This window comes from Brevundimonas sp., assembly GCF_027487935.1.
GTDB lineage: Bacteria > Pseudomonadota > Alphaproteobacteria > Caulobacterales > Caulobacteraceae > Brevundimonas.
On sequence record NZ_JAIYCP010000017.1, the window covers coordinates 1 to 23,477 of the forward strand.

Annotated in this window: 18 protein-coding genes and 1 pseudogene; 17 read left to right on the forward strand and 2 right to left on the reverse strand. The window is 67.9% G+C overall.

The annotated features are described in order from the left end of the window. On the reverse strand, nt 1-1,262 hold a 1,262-nt coding region (locus Q0053_RS06665; protein ID WP_298097747.1), incomplete at its 3' end, for a recombinase family protein. A 37-nt stretch (nt 1,263-1,299) separates the two neighbouring features. On the opposite strand from Q0053_RS06665, the pseudogene Q0053_RS06670 reads away from it, so the two are divergent. From Q0053_RS06670 to Q0053_RS06750, 17 genes and pseudogenes are all read left to right on the forward strand, one after another. Then, nucleotides 1,300-2,256: pseudogene (locus tag Q0053_RS06670) on the forward strand (ATP-binding protein); the annotation flags it as partial. A 294-nt stretch (nt 2,257-2,550) separates the two neighbouring features. Further along, a complete protein-coding gene (locus Q0053_RS06675) occupies nt 2,551-4,059 on the forward strand; it encodes a hypothetical protein (RefSeq protein ID WP_298097800.1) in 1,509 nt (502 codons plus the stop codon). Nucleotides 4,060-4,136: 77 nt separating this feature from the next. Then, nucleotides 4,137-6,812: a TonB-dependent receptor gene (locus tag Q0053_RS06680; RefSeq protein ID WP_298097750.1), complete on the forward strand. Its 2,676-nt coding sequence runs from the start codon at nt 4,137-4,139 to the stop codon at nt 6,810-6,812. A gap of 255 nt (nt 6,813-7,067) precedes the next feature. Then, on the forward strand, nt 7,068-7,865 hold the full coding sequence (locus Q0053_RS06685) for a type II secretion system protein N (protein WP_298097753.1): 798 nt from the start codon (nt 7,068-7,070) through the stop codon (nt 7,863-7,865). Next, nucleotides 7,862-9,940, forward strand: a complete 2,079-nt coding sequence (gene gspD, locus Q0053_RS06690; protein ID WP_298097756.1) for a type II secretion system secretin GspD — start codon at nt 7,862-7,864, stop codon at nt 9,938-9,940. The genes Q0053_RS06685 and gspD overlap by 4 nt, the downstream gene beginning before the upstream one ends. Before the next feature lie 7 nt (nt 9,941-9,947). Further along, a complete protein-coding gene (gspE, locus tag Q0053_RS06695) occupies nt 9,948-11,492 on the forward strand; it encodes a type II secretion system ATPase GspE (protein ID WP_298097759.1) in 1,545 nt (514 codons plus the stop codon). Continuing rightward, entirely contained in the window at nt 11,492-12,736 is a 1,245-nt protein-coding gene (gene gspF, locus Q0053_RS06700) for a type II secretion system inner membrane protein GspF (RefSeq protein WP_298097762.1), read from the forward strand. The genes gspE and gspF overlap by 1 nt, the downstream gene beginning before the upstream one ends. A 9-nt stretch (nt 12,737-12,745) precedes the next feature. Continuing rightward, complete coding sequence (gene gspG, locus Q0053_RS06705) at nt 12,746-13,264, forward strand: type II secretion system major pseudopilin GspG (RefSeq protein ID WP_298097765.1); 519 nt, start codon at nt 12,746-12,748, stop codon at nt 13,262-13,264. A 2-nt stretch (nt 13,265-13,266) separates the two neighbouring features. Further along, complete coding sequence (locus Q0053_RS06710) at nt 13,267-13,728, forward strand: GspH/FimT family pseudopilin (protein WP_298097768.1); 462 nt, start codon at nt 13,267-13,269, stop codon at nt 13,726-13,728. Between the two features lie 13 nt (nt 13,729-13,741). Continuing rightward, nucleotides 13,742-14,107 carry a type II secretion system minor pseudopilin GspI gene (gspI, locus tag Q0053_RS06715; RefSeq protein WP_298097771.1) on the forward strand — a complete coding sequence of 122 codons (366 nt, stop codon included), beginning with the start codon at nt 13,742-13,744 and terminating at the stop codon, nt 14,105-14,107. Continuing rightward, nucleotides 14,104-14,694, forward strand: a complete 591-nt coding sequence (gene gspJ, locus Q0053_RS06720; RefSeq protein ID WP_298097774.1) for a type II secretion system minor pseudopilin GspJ — start codon at nt 14,104-14,106, stop codon at nt 14,692-14,694. Before gspI ends, gspJ begins: the two co-directional genes overlap by 4 nt. Continuing rightward, complete coding sequence (gspK, locus tag Q0053_RS06725) at nt 14,691-15,677, forward strand: type II secretion system minor pseudopilin GspK (RefSeq protein WP_298097779.1); 987 nt, start codon at nt 14,691-14,693, stop codon at nt 15,675-15,677. Before gspJ ends, gspK begins: the two co-directional genes overlap by 4 nt. Continuing rightward, nucleotides 15,674-16,777 carry a type II secretion system protein GspL gene (gene gspL / locus Q0053_RS06730; RefSeq protein ID WP_298097782.1) on the forward strand — a complete coding sequence of 368 codons (1,104 nt, stop codon included), beginning with the start codon at nt 15,674-15,676 and terminating at the stop codon, nt 16,775-16,777. The genes gspK and gspL overlap by 4 nt, the downstream gene beginning before the upstream one ends. After that, nucleotides 16,774-17,277: a type II secretion system protein GspM gene (gspM, locus tag Q0053_RS06735; RefSeq protein WP_298097785.1), complete on the forward strand. Its 504-nt coding sequence runs from the start codon at nt 16,774-16,776 to the stop codon at nt 17,275-17,277. The genes gspL and gspM overlap by 4 nt, the downstream gene beginning before the upstream one ends. A 124-nt stretch (nt 17,278-17,401) precedes the next feature. Further along, a complete protein-coding gene (locus Q0053_RS06740; protein WP_298097788.1) occupies nt 17,402-17,719 on the forward strand; it encodes a hypothetical protein in 318 nt (105 codons plus the stop codon). A 122-nt stretch (nt 17,720-17,841) separates the two neighbouring features. Continuing rightward, nucleotides 17,842-19,362 (forward strand): response regulator, encoded by a 1,521-nt coding sequence (locus tag Q0053_RS06745; protein ID WP_298097791.1) that lies wholly within the window; start codon nt 17,842-17,844, stop codon nt 19,360-19,362. Between the two features lie 35 nt (nt 19,363-19,397). After that, complete coding sequence (locus Q0053_RS06750) at nt 19,398-20,756, forward strand: MFS transporter (RefSeq protein ID WP_298097794.1); 1,359 nt, start codon at nt 19,398-19,400, stop codon at nt 20,754-20,756. A gap of 4 nt (nt 20,757-20,760) precedes the next feature. Here the strand turns inward: Q0053_RS06750 and Q0053_RS06755 are convergent, their stop codons facing one another. Then, a complete protein-coding gene (locus Q0053_RS06755) occupies nt 20,761-23,040 on the reverse strand; it encodes an NADP-dependent malic enzyme (protein WP_298097797.1) in 2,280 nt (759 codons plus the stop codon). Nucleotides 23,041-23,477 lie beyond the last annotated feature (437 nt).

Below are 23,477 nucleotides of genomic sequence, written 5' to 3' on the forward strand. Positions count from 1 at the left end.
AACAAGTCGAGCATCCGCTTGGCACGGGCTTTCGCTTTCTCCAGCTCCCTCAACGCTCGGTACTCAGCATCGACGAGGCTTGCCGTCCCGACCGAGTTTTCGAAGAACCGGTCAGACAGGGCTGATCGCAGGAAGGCGTCCAGTATGCCGCTCTCGATCGGCTCATACCGATAGTGGGTGGAGTGATCGCAGATGCCGCCGCGAACACGCAGCGCACAGCTTAGGTAACTGGCCTGTCGCTGAGGCGTAGGGACGCCTCGGCGCATTCGGGTCCCTTCGTGGGACTTCAGCTGAAATGCCATCGGTCCGCCGCAGGACCCGCATCGACATAGGCCGCTGAGTAGGTTTCTGACCTGCCCCCGTTGCCCGTCATTGCCTCGGCTCGGCTTGCGCTTGCCTTGAACAGTCGCCCAAAGTTTTTCCGAGACCACCGGGGGGAAGTAGCCCGAGATCGGCTCGCCGAGAGGAACTCGACGGGTCGATCCGCGGGGCTTGGTGTGCGGTTGAAACTCGCCGATGACGGCGGGGTTGGACAGGATCTTCTGGACATAGCTGGAATGCCAGGCAGTCGCTTGGCTCTTGCCTCTGCCCCATGGTTCGACACCACGCCGGTTCAAGTCGCCGGTGATCAATCGCTTTCCTTCTCCGTCGGCGGATCGCTGGAAAATCTCATGCACGATCGCTGCTCGATCGGGGATCAGTTCGAAACCAGTCTTGTCCGGATCAAGCCGCAACCATGCCGGACAGACGCCGGTGATCGGGCGGCTATCACCCTGTCCGAGACGATCCCTTTTGATCTTCCAGCTGGCGGCGAGACGCTCGCTCTTATGCCGGCTTTCCTCGTGAGCCCGGAAGGAGTTGAACACCAATCCCATGAAGCCCATCAGGTTGGTGCTGATGCTTTCCGCCGTGATGACGTACCCGTCGTTTGCCGTGGCAATCGAGACGCCCAGGTCGGTCACTCGCTGAATCCAAGCGATCACCTTGGCTGGTGGAAGCCGGCTGATGCGATCCAACTGCTCGACGACGATGGTGATGTCCCGGGGAAGCCTTCCGGCCTCCACCCGCCGGATCACGTCACCTAAGTTTCCGGTCTGGACGTTGGTGCCTGCATAAGCGCTGGAGCCCTCGTCAGTGACCCGTTCGAGGATTTCCAGCCGGTGCTGCGAGCAGTATCGTTCGACCACTTGGAGCTGCCGCTCCAGTGTCGATCCCTTTCCCTGTTCCAGTGAGCTCCAGCGAGCGTAAGCAATGGCCAACATGCCAATCGCCTAGCCGAAAAATTTGGGATGTTAAACAAATAACCTGCTCTTTGTCGGGCCGCCGGGGTCCGGCAAGTCGATGATGGCGGCGCGGTTGCCGGGCCTGCTGCCGCCGCTGACGCCGAAGGAGTTGCTGGAGACCTCCATGGTCTGGTCGGTGGCGGGACTGATCGAGCGCGGAGCCCTGACCCGCGACCGACCGTTTCGAAGCCCGCACCATTCCGCCTCCATGGCCGCCCTGACCGGCGGTGGCCTGCGCGCCAAACCGGGTGAGGCGTCGCTGGCGCACAATGGGGTGCTGTTTCTGGATGAGTTGCCCGAGTACAGCGCCCAGGCCCTGGATTCCCTGCGCCAGCCGCTGGAAACCGGCGAGATCGTCGTGGCGCGGGCCAATGCCCATGTCCGTTATCCGGCCCGGTTCCAGCTGATCGCCGCCATGAACCCCTGCCGGTGCGGGCTCGGTGGGGGCGGCAAGGGGGCGTGCGGCAAGGCCCCACGCTGCCAGCGCGACTATCAGAACCGCATCTCGGGTCCGATGTTCGACCGCATCGATCTGACGGTCGAGACCCCGCCTGTGACCGCCGCCGACATGGCCCTGCCGCCACCCGCCGAGGGTACGGCCGAGGCCGCAGCCCGGGTACTGGCCGCCCGTGCCATGCAGGGGGACCGGCTGCGCGCCGCCGGCATCGATGCGGACATGGCCTACGATCAGGCCGTCAATGCCCGCGTCTCGGGCGAGACCCTGGACCGGTTCGCGACACCCGACGAAGCCGGCCGGGCCCTGCTGATGCGGGCCGGGCAGGCCGGCGGCCTGACGGCGCGGGGCTGGACCCGGACCCTGCGGCTGGCCCGCACGATCGCCGATCTGGACGGTTGCGACGGCGTCCTGCGCCGCCACATCGCCGAGGCCCTGGTCTATCGCCGCGCGACCGTAGGGGCCCAGGGCGATTTCGAACGACAAACGGGCCCGGATGTCCGGACAGCGGCCTTCTAGGTTCGCGGTTGCCCGGCTCCGCGGCACCGGGGCGGTGGAGCGGACGGTGCTCGCCTACATCCCGCCAACCGAACTGCACCGGAAATTCACACCGTGTCGGGACGGTCTTTCATCGAATGGCGAAAACAACTTCACACAAGCGAATCTGAACCGTTACGATTCGGCGGCGGCGTTGTCACATCCGGCTTCTATCGAGGCACCGGGCAGGTGGGGCTTATGCGTCGTCGCAGCCGGGGTAAACCTACCCGGGCACCATCTGCCGTGAATTCCATCTGGATAGACACGGTGAAAACGATGACCGGCATTCGACTGACCACCTTGCTCGCGCTCTCCGCCAGCGCCCTTACCCTGGCCGCCTGCGGCGCAGCCGAAGTCGCGTCGCCGGGCGAAGGCGATTTCGGCGGCACCGGCGGCGGTACGACCACGCCGCCCACGCTCCCCCCGGGCACGCCGGCGGCTGACTGCCCCACCGGTTTCGCCAACGTCGGCACGGTGGCCGGTGGCACGCTCCGAGCCTGCCAGCTGCCGCAACAGATCAACGGTAATCTGACCGTGCCGCTGCGCGCCGGCACCATCTATTCGATCAACGGCCGCACCTCGGTCGGCACCGACATGGGCGTCGATCCGGCAGCTCCGATCTCCGGCAGCGTCCAGGGCATCCTGACCATCGAACCCGGCGTCCGCCTGTTCGCCTCGGGCGGTTCGGACTATCTGCTGGTCAACCGCGGCTCGCAGCTGTTTGCGGAAGGCACGGCGTCCAGCCCGATCGTCTTCACCAGCCGCCAGAACGTCGAAGGCACCACCACCGTGGACTCCATGGGTCAATGGGGTGGCATCGTCCTGGCCGGCCGCGCGCCGCAGGCCAACTGCCAGCTGACCGCACCGGTGACCTGCACCGGCACGGTTGAAGGCACCAGCGCCTTCTACGGCGGCAACACGGCTTCGGATAACTCGGGTCGCCTGCGCTATGTCCAGATCAAGTTCTCCGGCTTCGAAATTTCGACCGGGAACGAACTCCAGGGCCTGACCATGGCCGGCGTCGGCAGCGGCACCGTGGTGGAGTTCATCCAAGTCTATAACAGCTCGGACGACGGCATCGAAATCTTCGGTGGTAACGTCAACCTGCGCCGCATCGTGATCAACGGTGCCGACGACGACGGTCTGGACACCGACACCGGCTGGCGCGGTGGTGCCCAGTTCGGCATCGTGACCCAGCGCGCGCCGGGCTCGACCAGCCGCAGCGCCGGCTTCGAATTCTCCGCCGCTCCGGCCTCCGTGCCGCTGGCGACCCGCTATGTGTCCCAGCCGAAGATCGCCAACTGGACCCTCGTCGGCCGCAATGCGCCGACCGACGCCCACACGGTCGCCCACTTCGACACCGGCACCGACGCCACCGTCATCAACTCGGTGTTCACCAGCGTGACCGGCTCGCTGGCCGGCTGTATGGCCATCAACGATGCCGACACGGCCACCAGCGGCGTGGTCTTCAACTCGGTCTTCATGTCCTGCCCGATCTCGTATCGTGCCGCCAACGTCGCGCTTTCGACGGCGGCCTTCACGGCGGGCACGAACAACACCGCAGCCGGCACCAGCACCCTGACGGCTCCGGCGTCAGGCACGACCCTGACCAACCAGGTCCTGACCTTCATCAATGGTGCCAATGAGAACGCTGTGACCCCGGTCGCTGCGGCCTCGGTCTACGCGTTCTTCCAGAACACGAGCTACATCGGTGCCGTCCAGAACGCCTCCGATACCTGGTGGCAGGGCTGGACCTGCGGCCTCACGGCCGGCGCGAGCTGCTGACGAAGGATGGGGAGGCGGCCCGCCAGGGCCGCCTCCTGCTTTCGCCCAGTCCGTTGAACTTCTTCGAGGCGCAGATCATGAAGACCGTTACCTTGACCCTGAGCGGGGTCCTCCTGGCCACCAGCGCGCTGATCGCGCCCGGGCTCGCCTTCGCTCAAACCCCGCCGGCCGAGGCCGCTTCCCAGGTGCCCGCCGATCAGGATCCGGCCGCCCAGGACGAGCCTGAAGCGACCGGCGAACTGGACGAGATCGTTGTTCTCGGCCGCTATATCCCGGAACCGAACCGTGAAAGCGCCGAGGTTGCGGCCTTCCTCACGTCCGAGGACCTTGAGCGGACCGGCGACAGCAGCGCCGCCGGCGCCCTGGCCCGCGTGACGGGTCTGACGGTCGTCGAGGGCCGTTTCATCTACGTCCGCGGCCTTGGAGAACGCTATTCCTCCGCCCTGCTGAACGGTTCGCCGCTCCCGAGCCCGGAGCCCCTTCAACGCGTCGTGCCTCTGGACCTGTTTCCGTCCAGCATCCTCGAAAGCGTCACCGTCCAGAAATCCTATTCGGTCAATTTCCCGGGCGAGTTCGGCGGCGGGGTGATCGACCTGCGCACCGTTGACGCGCCCAACGATCCCTTCTTCTCGATGTCGACCTCGTTCGGTGGAAACACCGAGACCACGGGCGACGAGGGCCTGGTCTATTTCGGGTCGCGCACCGACTTCACCGGCTTTGATGACGGCACCCGCGACATTCCTGTTCCGCTTGCCATCGCCTTCGGCCGGGGCGTGCCCGTCAACAGCGCCAACGTCGGCGCCCAGGAGCTGGAGCGGATCGGCCATTCGCTGGTCAATTCGCCGCTGCGCCTGCTGCAGCGGGACACGACGCCGATCAATTTCGGCTTTGATTTCGCCGGCGGTCTTAAGTCGGACAGCAGCCTCGGCACCTTCGGCCTGATCGCTGTGGCCGGCTACAGCAACAGCTGGGGCACCCGGAACGGGGTGCAGGAAGAGGCCCAGTTCTCCGGTGCGGTCCTCGTGCCCGTTACCAGCAAGGCGTTTGAATCCAACCAGAACGACATCCAGCTGAATTTCCTCGGCGGCCTGTCGCTCATCACGGACAACAGCGACTATCGCTGGACCAATTTCTTCGTCCGTAACGTCACCAAGGAGGCCCGCATCAGCGTCGGTCCCGATTTCGATGCGGGCGGGGCGGTGCAGCGGACCGACTATACCGAATGGTTTGAGCGCCAGCTGTTCTCCAGCCAGCTGTCCGGTGAACACGAGTTCATGGACGGTGCCCTGGAGATTTCATGGCGCGGGGCCTATGCCCTGACCCAACGCGACGCACCCTACGAGAGCCGCTTCTCTTACGGGGTCGCTGCGGACGGAAGCTTCCTGCACGAGATCGGCGGTAACCGGATTTCGTTCAGCGAACTGGATGACGACATTGTCTCGGGCGGTGCTGATCTGAGCTACACCCTGCCCCTGTCGGACTACCGCGACGCGGTGTTCAGCCTCGGGGTGGCCTATTCCGACAACAACCGCGACGCCGAACGCCGTGACCTGAGGTTCGTTCCGGCCGGTACCCTGACGCTGGAGCAGCGGCGGTCGCGGGTCGACTACCTCTATTCCGACGCCAACATCGGGCCGACCGGCCTGATCCTGTCGGAAGTCACCGGCAGCGCCGGCAGCGGCGCGGCGGCCTATTCGGCTCAGCTCAAGGTCGCTGGGGCCTATGCCCAGGTCGATGCCGAGTTCATTCCCCTGGTCCGCACGACCTTTGGTGTGCGCTATGAGGACGGCCAGCAGTCGGTCACGACCCGCGATCTGTTCGGCGGGGCCGCGCCCTTCGCGCCGACCGAGATCGATGAGCAGTATCTCCTGCCGTCGTTCACGGCGACGTGGAATTTCGCTGAAGACCAGCAACTCCGAATCGGGGCCTCCCAGACCATCGGTCGCCCCCAGTTCCGCGAACTGGCCCCGCAGTCCTACACCGATCCGGAAACCGACCGCGAGTTCACCGGGAACCCCTTCCTGGTCGATACCGAGATCCTCAACATCGACGCCCGTTACGAGTGGTTCTTCGCCCGCCAGCAGTATCTGACGGCCGGCGTTTTCTACAAGGACCTGGACAAGCCGGTCGAGGCGACAATCGTCACCTCGGGCAATGCGCGCCAGCAGTCCTATCTGAACTCGCCGCAGGCGACGATTTTCGGGGCCGAGCTCGAGGCCAAGAAATTCTTCGAGTTCCCGGATAACGGTTCGGCCTTCATCGCCAACAAGCGCTGGCTGGTTCAGGCCAACTACACCTGGTCCGACTCGGAAGTTCAGGTCGAGGCGGGGGACTTTGTCCGGACCCCCGGCGGCGGCGGTGCCAATGAGGATGCGACCTTCTTCATCTCCGACGGCAGCCGCCTCCAGGGCCAGTCCGAGCATGTCGCCAACCTGCAACTGGGCTGGGAAGACGACACGGCCCGGTCCCAGGCGACGATCATCGTCAACTATGTCAGCGAGCGCGTCAGTGCCCGCGGTGCTGGCGGCGCGGGCAACCGCGAACCGGACTACATCCAGGACCCCGGCATCTTCATGGACTTCGTCTACCGCAAGGATTTCGAAGTCGGTGGCCGCGACATGGGCTTCGCGGTCGAACTCCGGAACCTGCTGAACACGGGTTACGATGAGTTCCAGGAGCTGGGTAACCGGATCCTGATCAACAATTACGAGCTGGGATCCAGCGCTTCGGTCAGCCTGACCGCGCGTTTCTAGGGCATGGCGGGAGGCGGTTGACCGACCGCCTCCCGATCCTTTTTCAAGACAGATTTGCGAAAACTCGTCCGAAGGCGTCGCGACTGTCACGACAGGTTCGCCGGGTCGTCATGAACCCATGAAGCCGGACACGGACGATCCGTCTAGAAGAGCGGCCGGGCCGCCCGGGTCCGCTTGAGGCACGCCACAGTGATCGGCGCAGTTCGTAATTTCAGCACACGGGTCCGTGGCGTCTGGGCGGCGCGGCCGGACCGTATGCGTTCGGCCGTTGAAGTGGCGCTGGCGCTGCTGCTGGCGGTTCAGCTGGGTCGCCTGGTCTGGATTGTGGCGGAGCCGCGGGATGCCGCGGCATCGATGGCCTCGTCCCCCACTGCCGTGAGCCCCGCCGATCCCGCAGTTTTCCAGCGGTTCGACGCCTTCTTTCGCACGGGCGGCCAGAGCAGTCTGGCCGAGGCGAGTGCGGCAGGCAGCGGGCAGATGCGGCTGTACGGTCTGCGCTCGGACGGCTCGGGCGGCGGCTCGGCGATCATCGGGCTGGCGGACGGCCGGCAGGTTTCGGTGGGCGTGGGCGAAGAGGTTGAGCCGGGGCTGATCCTGCGCGGGGTGGGTCCGGATTATGTGACGCTGGCGCGCGGGGCGTCGCTCAGTCGGCTGATCTTCTCGGACGTGCCGGTCGGCGTGGCACCGGTTCCGCCGCCGCCGCCCGGCCCGCAGACCGTGACGCCCCCGCCACCACCGCCGACCCCGCCGGCTGTGACGCCGACGGCAGCGTCGGTGGATCCCGCGCGGCTGATCACCCAGGCAGGGTTGCGGCCCCGGATGCGCGGCTTGCGGCTGGACGGATTCACCGTGTCAGCCTCCGGTGATGCGGCGCTGCTGCGGGCGGCGGGCCTTCAGGCCGGGGATGTGATCCTCGCCATCAACGGCCAGCCGCTGGACAGCCTTGAACGGATTGCGGCCCTGCGTGGCCAGCTTGCGAACAGTTCGGGTGCCGAGCTCCGCTATGAGCGGGACGGAACGGTGCAGACCTCCATGATAGGAACCGGCCGATGAAGCGATCAAACCTGATCGGAGCGGCGCTGGCCGCAATTCTTGCAGTCCAGGGCCCGCTGGCCGCAGGTGCTGTCCAGGCCCAGGCGGGCCAGACCCTGAATGTGCAGGGGGCGGACATCCGCGCCTTCATCCAGGACGTGGCCCGTTCGACCGGGCGGACCTTCATTGTCGACCCGGGGGTGACGGGGACGGTGACTGTCACCAGCGACCGGCCGCTGAGCCGGGCCCGGCTGTTTGAGGTCTTTCTGTCGACCCTGCGGGCCAACGGGCTTGTGGTGACGCCCACGGCCTCGGGGGCCTACCGGATCAGCCCGGCGCAAGGGGCCGCCCAGGGCCCGGCGACGGTGGGCTCGGAACGGTTCTCGACCGAGGTGTTCCAGTTGCGGAATATCGACGCCGCCTCGGCGGCGGAGACGATCCGGCCGCTGGTGGGCGCGCAGGGGCAGGTCCTCGCCAATCCCGGGGCCAACAGCGTGGTGGTGGCCGATTTCGCCGACAATCTGGCTCGTATCCGGGCCCTCATCGGCCGGATCGACGTGGACCGGTCGGGGTTCGAGGTCGTGACGCTGGAGAACTCCTCGGCGCGCGAGATCGCCGGCGTGCTCCAGACCGTGCTGGCCCCGCCCGGCGGCCAGCCGGGGCAGGGGATGGTGTCTGTGACGCCGGTGGAAAGCTCCAATTCGATCGTGCTGCGCGGGGACCCGGCGGCGATGGCGCGAATCCGCCCGTTGATCGAGGATCTGGATCGTCGGGCCGAGAGCGCCGACGACGTCAAGGTTGTCTTCCTTCAGCACGCCGACGCCGAGGCCCTGTTGCCGGTGCTACAGCAGGTCGTAGGCCAGCCGGTGACGGCGGCCAGCGCCAATGCAGCGGTTTCCGCCCCGGGCCGCGCGGGCAGCGAGGCGGCGGCCGCCGCCCCGGCCGCTGCCGTCCCGGCGGCACCTATTGCCGGCCAGCGCGCCGTGATTGCCCGTTTCCCGGGGGCCAATGCCCTGGTGATATCGGCCTCGGCCGATACGCAGAGGATGCTGGCCGAGGTGATCCGCCAGCTGGACCAGCGGCGCCAGCAGGTGCTGATCGAGGCCATTGTGGTCGAGCTGTCCGACAATGCCGTGCGCGAGCTGGGGGTGCAGTGGCTGCTGGCAGGTGAGGACGGTAGTCCGGTCGGCCTGACCAACTACTCCGATCGCGCTGCGCCCCTGGTCCCGCTGGCGGGTGGCGCGGCTGCCGGGCAGCTTGAGACGGATGATCCCCTGCGTGAGCAACTGCAGGCCCTGGCACTGAACACGCTCTTGGGAGCCAACGGCTTTGTCGGCGGCGGTGGCGGCAGCATCGGCGACGGCCTGTTCGGCTTTATCATCAATGCCGCCAAGACAGATGCGGGCTCCAACCTGCTGCAAACCCCGTCCTTGATGACGCTGGACAATGAGGAGGCGACGATCCTGGTGGGTCAGGAGGTGCCGATCACGACCGGCGAGACCCTGCTGGACGGAAACACCAATCCATTCCGCACGACCCAGCGGCAGGATATCGGGGTCAAGCTGGTGGTGCGGCCACAGATCAACGCCGGCGGCTCGATCACCCTGTTCCTCCGTCAGGAGGTGTCGAGCATCAACGGCCTTCTGTCCGCCAGTGCCCGGGACCTCGTGCTGAACAAGCGCGAGCTGGAGACCACACTGGTGGTCGATGACGGTGACATCGCTGTGGCCGGCGGACTGCTGGACCAGAACGACCGGTTGTCGGTGGACGGCGTACCGGGGCTGGGCAACCTGCCGGTGGTCGGCAACCTGTTTCGCTCGACCAGCCGTCAGCGCGGACGGACCAATCTGATGGTGTTCATCCGCCCGACCATCCTGCGCAGCCCCGCCGATTCCCAGGCCCTGACCGCGGATCGCTGGGGCTATATGCGCGAGCAGCAGCTCCTCAACGCCCCCGGCGTCGAGCCGAGCCTCGACGAGATGCTGCGCGACTATATGCGCACCCAGCCACCGGCCGCGCCGGACCCTGTGGTCATCGCCCCGGTCGGCGAGGTCGCTACTGCGCCCTTGCCACCGGTCACCGCCTCGGGCGGGTGAGGCGTCGATGATCACCCTGATCAATCCGACACTGCCCTATGGCTTCGCCAAACGGCACGGGGTGATCCTGCTGGATGCGGGTGAGATCGCCGTGGTGGGTCTGCGCGAGGGTGCTGATCCGTCAGCTCTTATCGAGACGCGACGCGCGCTGGGCCGGCCACTCAGGGTCGAGGCGCTCGATCAGGCGACCTTCGACCGGCGGCTGTCGCAGGTCTATGCCGGCGATCATCTCAGCGCGACGGACGGTGACGACCTGGCGATGCCCTCGGGGCTGGAGAGCCTGATCGACGACATTCCGGCCGCCGCCGACCTGCTGGATACGGCCGACGACGCGCCGGTGATCCGGCTGATCAACGGCGTCATCGCCGAGGCCGTGCGGGCGGGGGCCTCGGACATCCATCTGGAGCCGTTCGAGACAGCGCTGACGGTGCGGATGCGGATTGACGGGGTGTTGCGCGAGACGCTCTCGCTGAATCCGCGGATCACGCCCCTTCTGGTTTCGCGCATCAAGGTGATGGCGCGGCTGGACATCGCCGAGAAACGCATTCCCCAGGACGGGCGCATCCCGCTGGCGCTGGGGGGCAAGACGCTGGACGTGCGCGTCTCGACCCTGCCGTCGCGGATGGGTGAGCGGGTCGTGCTGCGTATTCTGGACCGGGACCAGGCCGGACTGACCCTGGACCGGCTGGGCATGGCCCCGGATGCGCTGGAGGCCTTCCGCGCGGCCCTGGGGGAACCCAACGGCATCATCCTGGTCACCGGCCCGACCGGCTCGGGCAAGACCACCTCGCTCTATGCCGGCCTGTCGCTGCTGAACAACGCCACCCGCAATATCCTCACGGTCGAGGACCCGGTGGAATACGCCATCGACGGGGTCGGCCAGACCCAGGTCAATCCCAAGGTCGGCATGACCTTTGCGGCCGGCCTGCGCGCCATCCTGCGTCAGGATCCGGACGTGGTCATGGTCGGCGAGATCCGCGATGTGGAGACGGCCCGGATTGCGGTCCAGGCGGCGCTGACCGGCCATCTGGTGCTGTCGACGGTGCACACAAATGATGCGGCGGGGGCGGTGACGCGACTGAGGGACATGGGTGTCGAGCCCTTCCTGCTGGCCTCGACCCTGCGGCTGATCGTGGCCCAGAGGCTGGTTCGCCGGCTTTGCGGCGAATGCCGGCGGCCTGAGACGGCGGACAAGGCCACAGCCAGGCTTGCCGGGGTCAAGGTCGGTCAGACCGTGTGGCGGGCGCAAGGCTGCGCCCATTGCGGCCAGACCGGCTATGTGGGCCGTGTGGGGCTGTATGAGGTGATCCGGGTCGATGACAAGGTGCGCCGCCTGATCGCCGCCGAGGCCGGGGAGGAGGCCATCAACGCCGCAGCCTTTGCCGGTGCCGGTTCCGGAACCCTGACCCGACGCGCCCGGGCCCTGGTGCTGGAGGGTGTCACCTCGGTCGAGGAGGCGGTGCGCGTGACGCGTCAGGAGACGGCCGAGGCCGCCGAAGAGCCGGGGGCTGGGTCTGCTGCCGTGAGCCCCGGGCGCGAGGACGCGGCCTGATGGCGGCGTTCGACTACGTGGCGGTGGACGAGGGCGGGCGCACCGTCCGCGGGACGCTGTCCGCCGCTGACGACGGCAGCGTACGGACCCTGCTGGCACGACGCAGGCTGATGCCCCTTGAGGTCACGGCGTCACGCGGTGCAGTTCGGAACAGCGACACACCGGCTCGCAAAGGTGGGGTGTTGGGCCGGTTCGGCCCCGCACGCGGGGGTCTGGACTCGCGAACCCTGGCGCTGGTGACGCGCCAACTGGCCACCCTCGTGACGGTGTCGCCGGTCGAGGAGGCGCTCAGGGCCATCGCCTTGCAGGCAGATCGCCCGGCCGTGCGGGCCGTGCTCGAGGGGGTCCATGGCGGGGTGATGGAGGGCCGGCGGCTTTCGGACGCCATGGCGCTGCAGGGTCAGGCTTTCCCGCCGCTGTATCGGGCCATGGTGTCGGCGGGCGAGACCTCCGGGGCGCTGGCACCGATCCTGGAGCGACTGGCCGACGGGCTTGAGCGCGACGAGGTGGTGCGCGGCAAGGTCATCACAGCCCTGGTCTATCCGGCGGTGTTGGCGGTCGTGGCCATCGGGGTGGTGATCGCCCTGATGACCTTCGTCGTGCCGCGCGTGGTGGATCAGTTCGACAGCATGAACCAGACCCTGCCGTTGCTGACGCGGCTGGTCATCGGCCTGTCGAACGGGATACGCGACTGGGGCTGGCTGGCGGCGCTGCTGCTGGCGGCCGCGGCGACGGGCGGTGTCTTCGCACTTCGCAATCCGGCGATCCGGCTGGCTGTCGATACGGCCATCCTTCGCCTGCCCCTGATCGGGCGGCTGACGCGCGACCTTCACGGGGCGAAGATGGCCCGCACCCTGTCGACGATGATCACCGCCGGCCTGCCGGTGCTGGAGGGTCTCACGATTACGGCCCGCACCGTGCCCAACCGACGCCTGCGGCTCGCCACCGAGCGGATGGCCGAGGCTGTGCGCGAGGGCGGTGGACTTTCGGCCGCCATGCGCCGGGCCGACGTCTTTCCGCCGATCCTGGTGACCATGACCGCCTCGGGCGAGGCCGGCGGCCGGCTGGAGCCGATGCTGGAGCGCGCGGCGGAGTATCTGGAGCGGGAATTCTCGACCTTCACGGCCGTGATGCTCAGCCTGATCGAACCGGCCATCATCGTGGTCATGGGCGGCGTGGTCGCCCTGATCGTCCTGTCCATCCTGCTGCCTATCCTGCAGATCAACACCCTGGCCATGGGGTGAGGAGGAAGTATGTCTGTGTCTGATATCCGCCGTCTGGCGACCCGGTTCCTCGCCCGGGCCGCACTCCCCGCATCCCGCCCCCTCGACCCGGAGTCCGGGCCACGCGAGGACGCGCGTGGGAGACAGGGCTTTACCCTGGTCGAAATGATGGTGGTGGTCGTCATCATCGGCCTGTTGGCCACCGTCGTCGCCATCAATGTCCTGCCCAGCCAGGACCGGGCGATGGTGACCAAGGCCAAGGCTGATATCGCCACCCTCGAACAGGCGATCGAGACCTATCGCCTCGACAACCTCGACTTCCCCGCCGACCTGCAGGCGCTGGTCGCGGCCCCACCGGGACTCGCCAGCCCCGACCGCTACCGCCCCGGCGGCTATGTCCGCCGCCTGCCGCAGGATCCCTGGGGCCAGCCGTACCAGTACCGCCGCCAGAGCACGCGTGGCGGCCAGTTCGACGTCTTCTCCTATGGTGCCGACCGGAAAGAGGGTGGCGAGGGCAATGACGCCGACCTCGGCAACTGGGAAGACTAGGCATGGCGCCGGGCGCCAGGGTTCGCGCCGCCAACAGGGCCGGCTTCACCCTCGTAGAGCTGCTGATGGTGGTCGCCATCATCGGGCTCGCCGCGGGGGCGGTGGTCCTGTCTGTGCCCGACCCGCGGCCGTCGGTGTCCGGGGATGCCGAGCGGTTCGCCGCCCGGCTGGGCCGCGCCCGCGAGGAAGCCATACTGTCGAACCGGCCGGTCGCGGTCGATGCGACTGCTGCCGGCTATGGTTTCATGGTGTTTGACGGCGCCGCCTGGTCGGCACTGGATGAGGGCCCGTTCCGCCCGGAAACCTGGACGGCGGGCACGACGGTCGCATCGTCCGGCGTCCCCGTTCGAATTGTCTTCGACCCCACCGGCGTTGCAGACCCCGGTGCCCTGACCCTGACCCGCGAACGCCACAGTCGCACCGTCGTCGTCGACGGCGCGGGGGAGGTGACCCTTGCCGACTGACCGGACAAGCGGCGTGGGTACGCGCGCCGGGGAAGGCTTTACGCTGATAGAGCTGCTGGTCGCCCTGGCGGTCTTCAGCCTCGCCGCCCTGGCCCTGCTCAACCTGTCCGGCGAGAACACCCGCTCGGCCGCCCGGGTCGAGGCCCGGACCCTCGGGGGTATCGTGGCCGAGAACCGCGCTGTCGAGGCTGTGATTGCGCCGGCCATCGCCGAGGGAATCACCAGCGGACAGGCCCCGCTGGCCGACCGCCTTTGGACCTGGACCCAGACGGTGACCGGGACCCCGACGCCCGACCTCCTGCGTATCCATATCGTCGTCCGGGACTCCGAGGGCCAGGCCGCCGACCGCACCGTCTTCCGGTCACGGACGCGACCATGAGGCCGCGCACAGGCTTTACCCTCGTCGAGGTCATGATCTCGCTGATGATCTTCGCCCTGCTGGCGGCCGCAGGCGCGGCTGTCCTCAGCGGGGCCATCAACAACCGGTTTGCCGTCAAGGCCGCCAGCGACCGGGTCGGCGACCTGCAGCGGATGCGCGGCCTGTTGCGCGCCGATCTGGGCCAGGCCACGGCCCGTCGCTCGCGGGGGCCCACGGGGCGTCCGATGCCCCAACCCATCGTCGGTGCCGCTGCGCCGGGTGATCCGTTGCTGGTCCTGAACCGTGCCGGCTGGAGCAATCCCGGCGAACAGGCGCGGCCTTCGCTGCAACGGGTCGAGTACCGGCTGGTCGAGGAACGGCTGGAGCGACGCGTGTTCACCCATCTGGATGGTGCCCGCCCGGGACCGCCTCAGGTGCTCTATCGGGGCGTCCGCGATGTCACCGTCGAGTTTGTGCGCGACGGACAGGCGACCCCGGCCTTTATCTCCACGCTGGACCGGCCCCTGCCCGATGCCGTTCGGATCGGCATGACGGTCAAGGGTTATGGGCGGGTCGATCAGGTCTTCATCGTCGGGAGCGGCCAATGAGGCGTCGCGGGACCGATCGGGAAGGCATGGCCCTGCTGACCGTGCTGCTGCTGGTTGCGGTCATGTCCGTGGTCGCTGTGGCGATCCTCGATGATGTCCGCTTCTCGGTTCGGCGGACAGCCAATGTCGAGTTCCAGAGTCAGGCCCAGTGGTATGCCGCCGGGGCTGAGAGTCTGGCGATGGGCCAGATCGCAGGCCTGCTGGCAAGGGGACCCGCCCGCACGCCGCTGCAGCCGGCATGGAACGGGCGGCCGGTGAGCTTTCCGATCGACGGAGGAGCCCTGACCGCCACGGTCACGGACGGACAGGCCTGTTTCAATCTCAACAGTGTCGCTCTCGGATTCGGGGAGGATCTGATCGGGCGACCGCTGGGGGCGGCGCAGTTCCGTGCGCTGGGTCGGGCGGTCGGGGTGCCCGACAGCCGGATGCGGATGGTGGCCGATTCCCTTACCGACTGGCTGGACGCCGACACGACGCCGTCTCCGCTCGGGGCCGAGGACGGGGCTTATGCCGGTCTGGCCACCGCCTACCGGACAGGCGGGGCCATGCTGGCGGAGGTCAGCGAACTGCGGGCCGTCAGGGGCGTGGACGCCGAGACCTACCGCCGGCTGCGACCCTTTCTCTGCGCCCTGCCGACCTCGCGGCTCTCGCCCCTGAATGTGAATACCCTGACGCTCGAGCAGGCACCCCTGCTGACCATGTTGACGAATGGCGCGGTCGGGGCGCAGCAGGCGCGGGCTATCATCGCCTCCCGGCCGCGCGAAGGCTGGGCGGATGCCGCCGCCTTCTGGGCCCAGCCGTCTCTGGCCACGGTCCAGGTCGATCCGGAAGCCCGCGACCAGGTCACCGTCCTGACCCGCTTCTTCGACCTGAGGGTCGATGTCGAACTGGGCGGCTCCCGCGCCGTCCGAACCGCCCTGCTGGAAGCCCGGTCCGACGGGCGTGTGCGCACTGTGATCCAACGCTGGACTCCCGAAGAATGAAACCGATCCGCCTGATCCTGATCCCCGCTCTTGGAAGCGAACCGGCACCCTGTCTGGTGATTGCCGGCGGCGGGGTGCGCGAGCGCGGCCTGTTGGACCTGCATCCTGTCGAGCGGCCGGAGCCCATGCACACCGTGGCCATTGTCCCGGGTCCCGAGGTGACGATCCGATGGCTTGATCTTCCGGCCGGCGGGCAGGCCCAACAGCGCGCGGCCGCCCTCTGGATGCTCAAGGAAGAGCTGGCGGTCCCGGCCGACCGTCTGGCCGTGGCCCTGGGGCCGGTCCCGGCCGCGGGCCAGCCCCGCCTGGTCGCCGTCGTCGGCCAGCCGTTGATCGAGGCCTGGGGCGACTATCTGGAGGCCCTGGGAGTCAGGGCGGAGGCCATGGTGCCGGATGTTCTCACCCTCCCCGAACCCGACCGGGACGAGGTCCTGAATGCCGTCGTGTTTGGAACCGCGACGGCCCTGCGGGGACGGGGGTTCGCGGCCAGCGTCCAGCCTGATCTGGTCGGGTTGCTGGCCGGGTCGCGGCGGGTTGACGCCAGTCTCGATGCGACGGACGTCGAGCGCGCCCTCATCGGAGCGGCCCTGTCTCCACCGGTCAATCTGTTGACCTCGCAGGATCGAAGCCGCGGCACCGCCCGTCGGGGCTGGGCGCTGGCAATGGCCATGGCCGGATTGCTGGTCGTTTCGCCCCTCGTGCTGGTCGCGGCTGCCGCCGCGAGAGACGAGGCGTCGGCCCGGGCCGATACGAACCGAGCCCTGGCCGAAATTGCCCGGGTTGCGCCGGACCTTGCGGCTCGCCCGGATCCGTTGGAAGCGCTTCGCCAGCGGGTCATGGCGGCACCCCCGTCGGGTGGGGTGGTCGGGGCGACGGCCGCCCTGTTCGCCGCGCTGGAAGGGGTGGAGGGGGCGGAGCTGGATCTGCTGATCGTCGATCCGGCTTCGGGGATGAAGGCCAGTGTGTCCCATCCGGACTATCGGGACACCCAGGCGATCGCGCGCGCGATGCGGGCCAACGGTCTGGATGTGACGGAAACGGCCGCTATCGACGACGGGGGCCGTATCGTCAGCGATATCACGATCAGGAGCGCACGATGAACCGGTGGTTGGGGCAGGCCGGGGCCTGGTGGAGCGGTCGCACCCTGCGCGAGCGGCGGATGTTGATGGTGATGACCGCGCTGCTGGCAGCGACGGCTGTATGGCTGGGTGTGGTGCGGCCCGTCCTGGCCTGGAGAGACGCCGCAGCGACGCGCGCCACCACGGCGGCGCTCACCCTTGCGGAGGTCCGCGCCGCGGTCGCCTCGCTCGGGCCGGCACAATCGTCTGCACCCCCGCCCGCCGAGGGTCTCGAGCCCCTGATCCAGCGGACGGCCGCCATTGCGGGGCTGGAGGTCGTCACGGTGATGAGCGAATCGGGCCAGCTGGGCGTCCAGCTCTCCAGCGTCAGCTCCGGGCCCCTGTTCGCCTGGCTGACAGGGCTTGAAACCGATCACCGTCTGTCGGTCTGCAGCCTGGGTGTGACCGAGAATTCCGACGCCACACTGAACGTCGAGGTCGGGTTTGCATCCGGTGCCTGCGCACCCGTAGCGGCGGAATAACCGTCCGATTGCGGGGCAATTGTAAAAAATCGGAAGTCTTGCTGTCGCATAACCTTTACAATCACCCGAAAACGCGCATTATTCCTCCGGGTCCTGACTGTTTCAGGCGTTCGGGAGAAGTTGGATGCGCGCTTTCACACCCCTCATCGGCCTTGCAGCTCTTGCCTCTGCGGCCATTCTGCCGGCCGGACTGGCCAGCGCCGCTGACAACGCCCAGGCGTCGGTGCGGTCGAATCCCCGTCCGGTGATGATCTGCGGTACGGATGCCGCGACGCGCCGCGCCTTCGCCCGTGAGCATGGCGCTGCACCGATCTTCGTCACCGCCCGTGAGGCCCTGTCGGTCCGCGCCTCGGACCCCGCCTGGAGCGCGCCGCGCTGCATGACGGTGCGGGAGCATGCGCGCTATCGGGATGCGGCCACGACCTTCGCCGCGGTCCGCTGAGGCCGGAAGGCCCTGGTCGTCCGGCTGATTTCCTGAGCCTTCCGCTCCTTCCGGGACTTAACCGGCCCGATTGAGCCGGTCTTAAGGGATCGGGCGGCAGTATGTCGGTCACGGAGATCGGCATGGCACGGCGGACGAAGGCGGGAACGAAGGCGCGGGTTCCGGAACAGCAGTTCCTGCGCCTGATGAGCCACGAGATGCGCACGCCCCTCAATGGCGTGATCGGCATGCTGGGCCTGCTGTCGCGGACCCGGCTTGACGGGGCCCAACGGGCCTATGCGGAGGCGGCGCGATCCTCGGCGGAGCATCTGCTCGGCCTTGTGAACGATCTGCTCGACTATGCCCGACTGGAAGCCGGCAAGCTGGAGTTCGACCACGTTCCCGTTGATCTGGAGGCGCTGGTGCGGGGTGTCGCCGAGCTGCTGAGCCCGCGCGCCCATGAGAAGGGGCTGGAGATCGCCTGGTCTGTCGCCCCGGACGCGGTCGACATCCTCGGCGACGAAGGCCGGTTGCGGCAGGTTCTGTTCAACCTGGCGGGCAATGCCGTAAAATTCACCGAGACCGGCGGCGTGCGGATCGCCGTCGAGCGGACCGGCGGACCGGACAGATCGCCCCGGCTCGCCTTCATCATCGACGATACCGGACCCGGCGTTCCGGCCGAGGCTCGGGCGCGGATCTTTGAGGAGTTCGGCCATGTCGACGCCTCGGACGCCAGCCGCTTCGGCGGGGCCGGCCTGGGGCTGGCGGTGGTGTCCCGACTGGCAGCCGCCATGCAGGGGTCCGTGACGGTGTCGGATCGGCCGGACGGGACCGGTGCCCGGTTTCTGTTCGAAGCCGGGTTCGAGGCGGCGCCCGATGCGGTCCGCGGCACCCCCCTGTCCGGACACGCCGTCGCCGTGGTCAGCCCCGATCCCTTTGTCCGCGCCGCGGCCATGGACCAGATTGAAGCCTCGGGCGGAACGGTTCAGGCGGCTGCCGACATCGTCCTGGTCGACCATGCCGCCCGCGAGACCGCGCAAGGTCTGGCCGTGCGACCGTCGACCGGCAAGGCCATCGTCCTGCTCAAGCCGGCCGAGCGCGACCTGATCGCCCGCTACCGCGGGGCCGGCTTCCATGGCTATCTGATCAAGCCCCTGCGTCGCGCCTCCCTGGCCGAGCGGGTGCTGGCGGCTTCGGGCGAGGGTCCCGCCCACCAGCCCGGCGCGCCGCTCTCGCAGCCTGCCGAGGACGACCGTGTCACCCCGGCCCGGTTCTCGGGCACGCGGGTGCTGCTGGTTGAGGACAATCCGGTCGGTGCCCTGCTGGCCGCGACCCTGCTGCGCCGTGAGGGCTGCGCCGTCGAGACCGCCGCCAGCGGCCATGAGGCGGTCGATGCGATGAAGCGCGCCCGCTACGACCTCGTCTTCATGGACATGCGGATGCCGGGCATGGACGGCCCCAGCGCGGCCCGCCTCATCCGCGCCTCCGGCGACCGGACGCCGATCGTGGCCCTGACCGCCAACGCCTTTGCCGAGGACCGCAAGGCCTGCCTCGGTGCAGGGATGAACGATCATCTGGTCAAGCCGCTGGAGCTCGATTCCCTGCGCGCCGCACTCGCCCGCTGGACGAACCGCACGGACCAAGCCAAGGTCTCTGCCGGATAGGGACGCGGGGGCGTCGCCTGCAAGGGACGCCACAGATGACGGACGCCAACACGGAGGCCGCGCCGCGCAGGGCGAGCACGAAGGACGTAATCAAGGCGCTGGGTCGGGGTCGCGTCCTGATCACCCTGCTGCTGGGCTTCGGCTCGGGCCTGCCCTTCCTGCTGACAGGCGCGACACTCAGCCTGTGGCTGGCCGAGGGCGATGTCACCCTGTCGGCTATCGGCTTCATCTCGTGGGTCGGGCTGGCCTATTCCTTCAAATTCGTCTGGGCTCCGGTCGTGGACCGGTTCGACGTGCCGATCCTCGGCCGGTTCGGTCGGCGGCGCGGCTGGATGCTGTTGTCCCAGTTTCTCGTCGGTGCGGCGCTGATTGCCATGGCGATCATCGGCCCGGAGGGCGGATTGACGGCCCTGGGGGCCGCCGCGCTCGTCACGGCCTTCGCCTCGGCGACACAGGACATCGTCGTGGACGCCTGGCGTATCGAGACCGCCGAGAACGACGAGGACCTCGGACTTCTGACCTCGGCCTATCAGCTGGGCCACCGGTTCGCGATGCTGGCTGGCAACGCCCTGATCCTGTTCTTCGCCACCTGGTTCGGCTGGAACGGTGCCTATCTGATCTGGGGCGCGGCCATGTCGATCGCGATCATCGCGACCCTGTTTGCAAAGGAGCCGCTCGATCGCTCGGCCATCGCGAAGGCCACCGGCGGCGCGGCACCCTGGACCCTGCGCGGTATGTACGACGCCGTCGTCGGCCCGTTCATCCAATTCCTGAAGACGCACAAGACCGCGGCCCTGCTGATGCTGGCGGCGATCAGCCTCTACCGCCTGCCGGACTTCGTCATGGGGCCGATGGTCGGGCCCTTCTACCTCGACCTGGGCCTAACCAAGGAGGCCATCGGGGCCATGCGCCTGAGCTTTGGTCTGGCGGGCTCGATCATCGGCATTGCGGCCGGCGGGGTCTGTGCACTTCGTTTCGGCTTCGGCCGGACCCTGCTGCTGGGCGCCCTGATCGGTCCGATGTCGAATCTGGGCTATACCCTGATGGCCATGGTCGGCCTCTCGACGCCGATGTTTGCCGGGGTCCTGTTCGTCGAGAATTTCAGCGAGGGTTTGGCCGGGGCCGCGCTCGTCGCTTACATGTCCAGCCTCACCGGCATTGGCTATACGGCCACCCAGTACGCCCTGCTCAGCTCCTTCTATGCCATGCTCGGCAAATTCCTGAAGGGCTTCTCCGGAGTCGTCGTTGACGGTCTGCAGCAGGGGCACGAGCTGATGGTCGCCTATGCCATGTTCTTCGCTGGAACGGCGGCGGTCGGTATTCCCGCGGTGCTCCTTTGCTGGCTGCTGGATCGCCGGAACCGCAGACTGAAGGCGGCGATCGGGGCGGGCTGATCGCTCAGCCCTCCGCCGCCGCCCCTTCGTCATAGGCGGCAAACGTCGCGGCCGTGATGATCTCGCTGACCGAGGCGCCGAGGCTGACGATCTGGACGGATTTCTCCAGCCCGACCAGCAGGGGTCCGATCACCCGGGCGCCGCCCAGTGACTGGACCAGACGCGTCGAGATCGAGGCCGAATGGATGGCCGGCATGACCAGCACATTGGCGTGGCCGGTCAGGCGCATGAAGGGATAGGCGCCGCGGGCGTCGGGATCGAGCGCCAGTTCGGGCGGCATCTCGCCCTCATATTCGAAATCGACGCCGCGCTGGTCGAGGATGCGGATGGCCTCGCGCACCTTCTCGCCCCGGTCGCCGGGAGGATTGCCGAAGGTCGAATAGCTGAGGAAGGCGACGCGCGGGGTCTTGCCCAGTTTGCGCACCGTCGCGGCGGCCTGGATGGCGATCTCGGCCAGTTCCTCCGCATTCGGAAGCTCGTGGATCGAGGTGTCGGCGACGAACAGGGTGCGCCCCTTGGCCAGCAGGATCGACATGCCGATCATGCGGTCCTTGACGTCGAGGACGCGCCGGACCTCCTTCAGCACCATGTTGAAATTGCGGGTCACACCCGTGACCATGGCGTCGGCCTGGCCGCGGGCGACCATGGCGGCGCCGAAATAGTTGCGGTCCTGGTTGATCATCCGCTGGACGTCGCGACGCAGATAGCCGCGGCGCTGCAGACGGGCGTAGAGAAAGTCGGTGTAGTCGACATTGTGTTCCGAGACCCGGGCGTTGACGATCTCGATGCCCATGGCGTCGAAATCGAGCCCGGCCTCGGCGGCGTTCTTGCGGATCAGCTCCTCGCGGCCCAGCAGGATGGGGGTGCCCAGTTCCGCCTGTTTGAAGCCCCAGGCGGCGCGGATGACGGCCGTCTCCTCGCCCTCGGCGAACACCACCCGCTTGTTCGGGGCGGCGCGCACGGCACCGGAGATGTTCTGCATCAGGGCGGCGGACGGATCGAGCCGCGAGCGCAGTTCGGTCCGGTAGGCCTCCATGTCCTCGATCGGCTTGCGCGCCACGCCGGTGTCCATCGCCGCCTGGGCGACGAAGGGCGGGATGTACCAGATCAGGCGCGGGTCGAAGGGCGAGGGGATGATGTAGTCAGGGCCGAATTTCAGCTTGCGGCCGCGATAGGCCATGGCGACCTCGTCCGGCACATCCTCGCGGGCGAGGGCGGCCAGGGCCTGGGCGCAGGCCACCTTCATCTCGTGATTGACCCGCCGGGCCCGCACATCCAGCGCACCGCGGAAGATGTAGGGGAAGCCGAGGACGTTGTTGACCTGGTTCACATAGTCCGACCGGCCCGTGGCCATGATGGCGTCGGACCGTACCGAGGCCACATCCTCGGGCGTGATCTCCGGGTCCGGATTGGCCATGGCGAAGATGATCGGATTGGGGGCCATGGAGGCCACCATCTCCTTTGTGATCGCGCCCTTCGCCGACAGGCCCAGAACCACGTCGGCGCCGACCATGGCCTCGGCCAGGGTCCGGTGGGGGGTGTCGGTGGCGTGGGCGGCCTTCCACTGGTCGACGCCGTCGCGACCCTTGTAGATGACCCCGTCGCGGTCGACGATCACGGTATTCTCGGCCCGGACCCCGACGGCCTTCATCAGGCCGATGGATGACAGGCCGGCCGCGCCGGCACCGGCCAGGACGACCTTGATGTCCTCCAGCTTCTTGCCGGTGATGTGGCAGGCGTTGATCAGGCCGGCGGTCGAGATGATGGCCGTGCCGTGCTGGTCGTCGTGGAAGACCGGAATGTCGAGCAGGTCCTGGAGCTCGGACTCGATGACGAAACACTCCGGGGAGCGGATGTCCTCCAGATTGATCCCGCCCCAGGTGTCGCCGATGTTCTTGACGACGGTGATGAACTCGTCCGGGTCGGTGGTCCTGACCTCGACATCGAAGCTGTCGACGTCGGCGAAGCGTTTGAACAGGACCGCCTTGCCCTCCATCACCGGCTTGGACGCCATATGGCCGAGGTTGCCGAGGCCGAGGATGGCGGTGCCGTTGGAGATGACGGCGACCAGATTGCCCTTGGACGTATAGTCATAGGCCTTGTCCGCATCGGCGGCGATCGCCAGCACCGGGATGGCGACGCCCGGCGAATAGGCCAGGGACAGGTCGCGCTGGGTCGCCATGGGCTTGGTCGGCGCCATGGAAATCTTGCCCGGGGTCGGACTGCGGTGAAACTCCAGCGCGTCTTCGTCGGAGAAGGTCTGTTTGTCTGTGAGATCGGCCATGCCTGTTCCTAAGCCGGGGAAGGGGCGGGGACAACCGCTGAGGCGGTGCGGGGGTGGCTGTTGGCTGGTGGCTGGTGGCGAGTGGTGAGTGGCTGGCCGGCGCCGGGGGTGAGGGGGCCGCCTGCGCCGCCCTTCCGCCGACAGATGAGCGGCAATCGTTGACCACCAGACACCTTCCATCCATGCGTCTTCGCCCTCCGGCATCGCTGCCGGAAAGGTCGGGGAGGGTGCGGGGCGGCCGGGCCTCGCCCGGTGCTGTTGTAAGGTTACCGTTTCGACGAAGCAGACCTGCCCCGCGCAGCCGTTTTCCACGCGCCTTCCGGGTAGTGGCCCTGAGTTCGGACCTGACCGGATCGCCCCGCAGCCATTGCTGACTGCGACGCGCGGCGGACATGGCGACAGGCGCCAGCGGTCCGCGCGGGAAGCGCGCGGCGAGC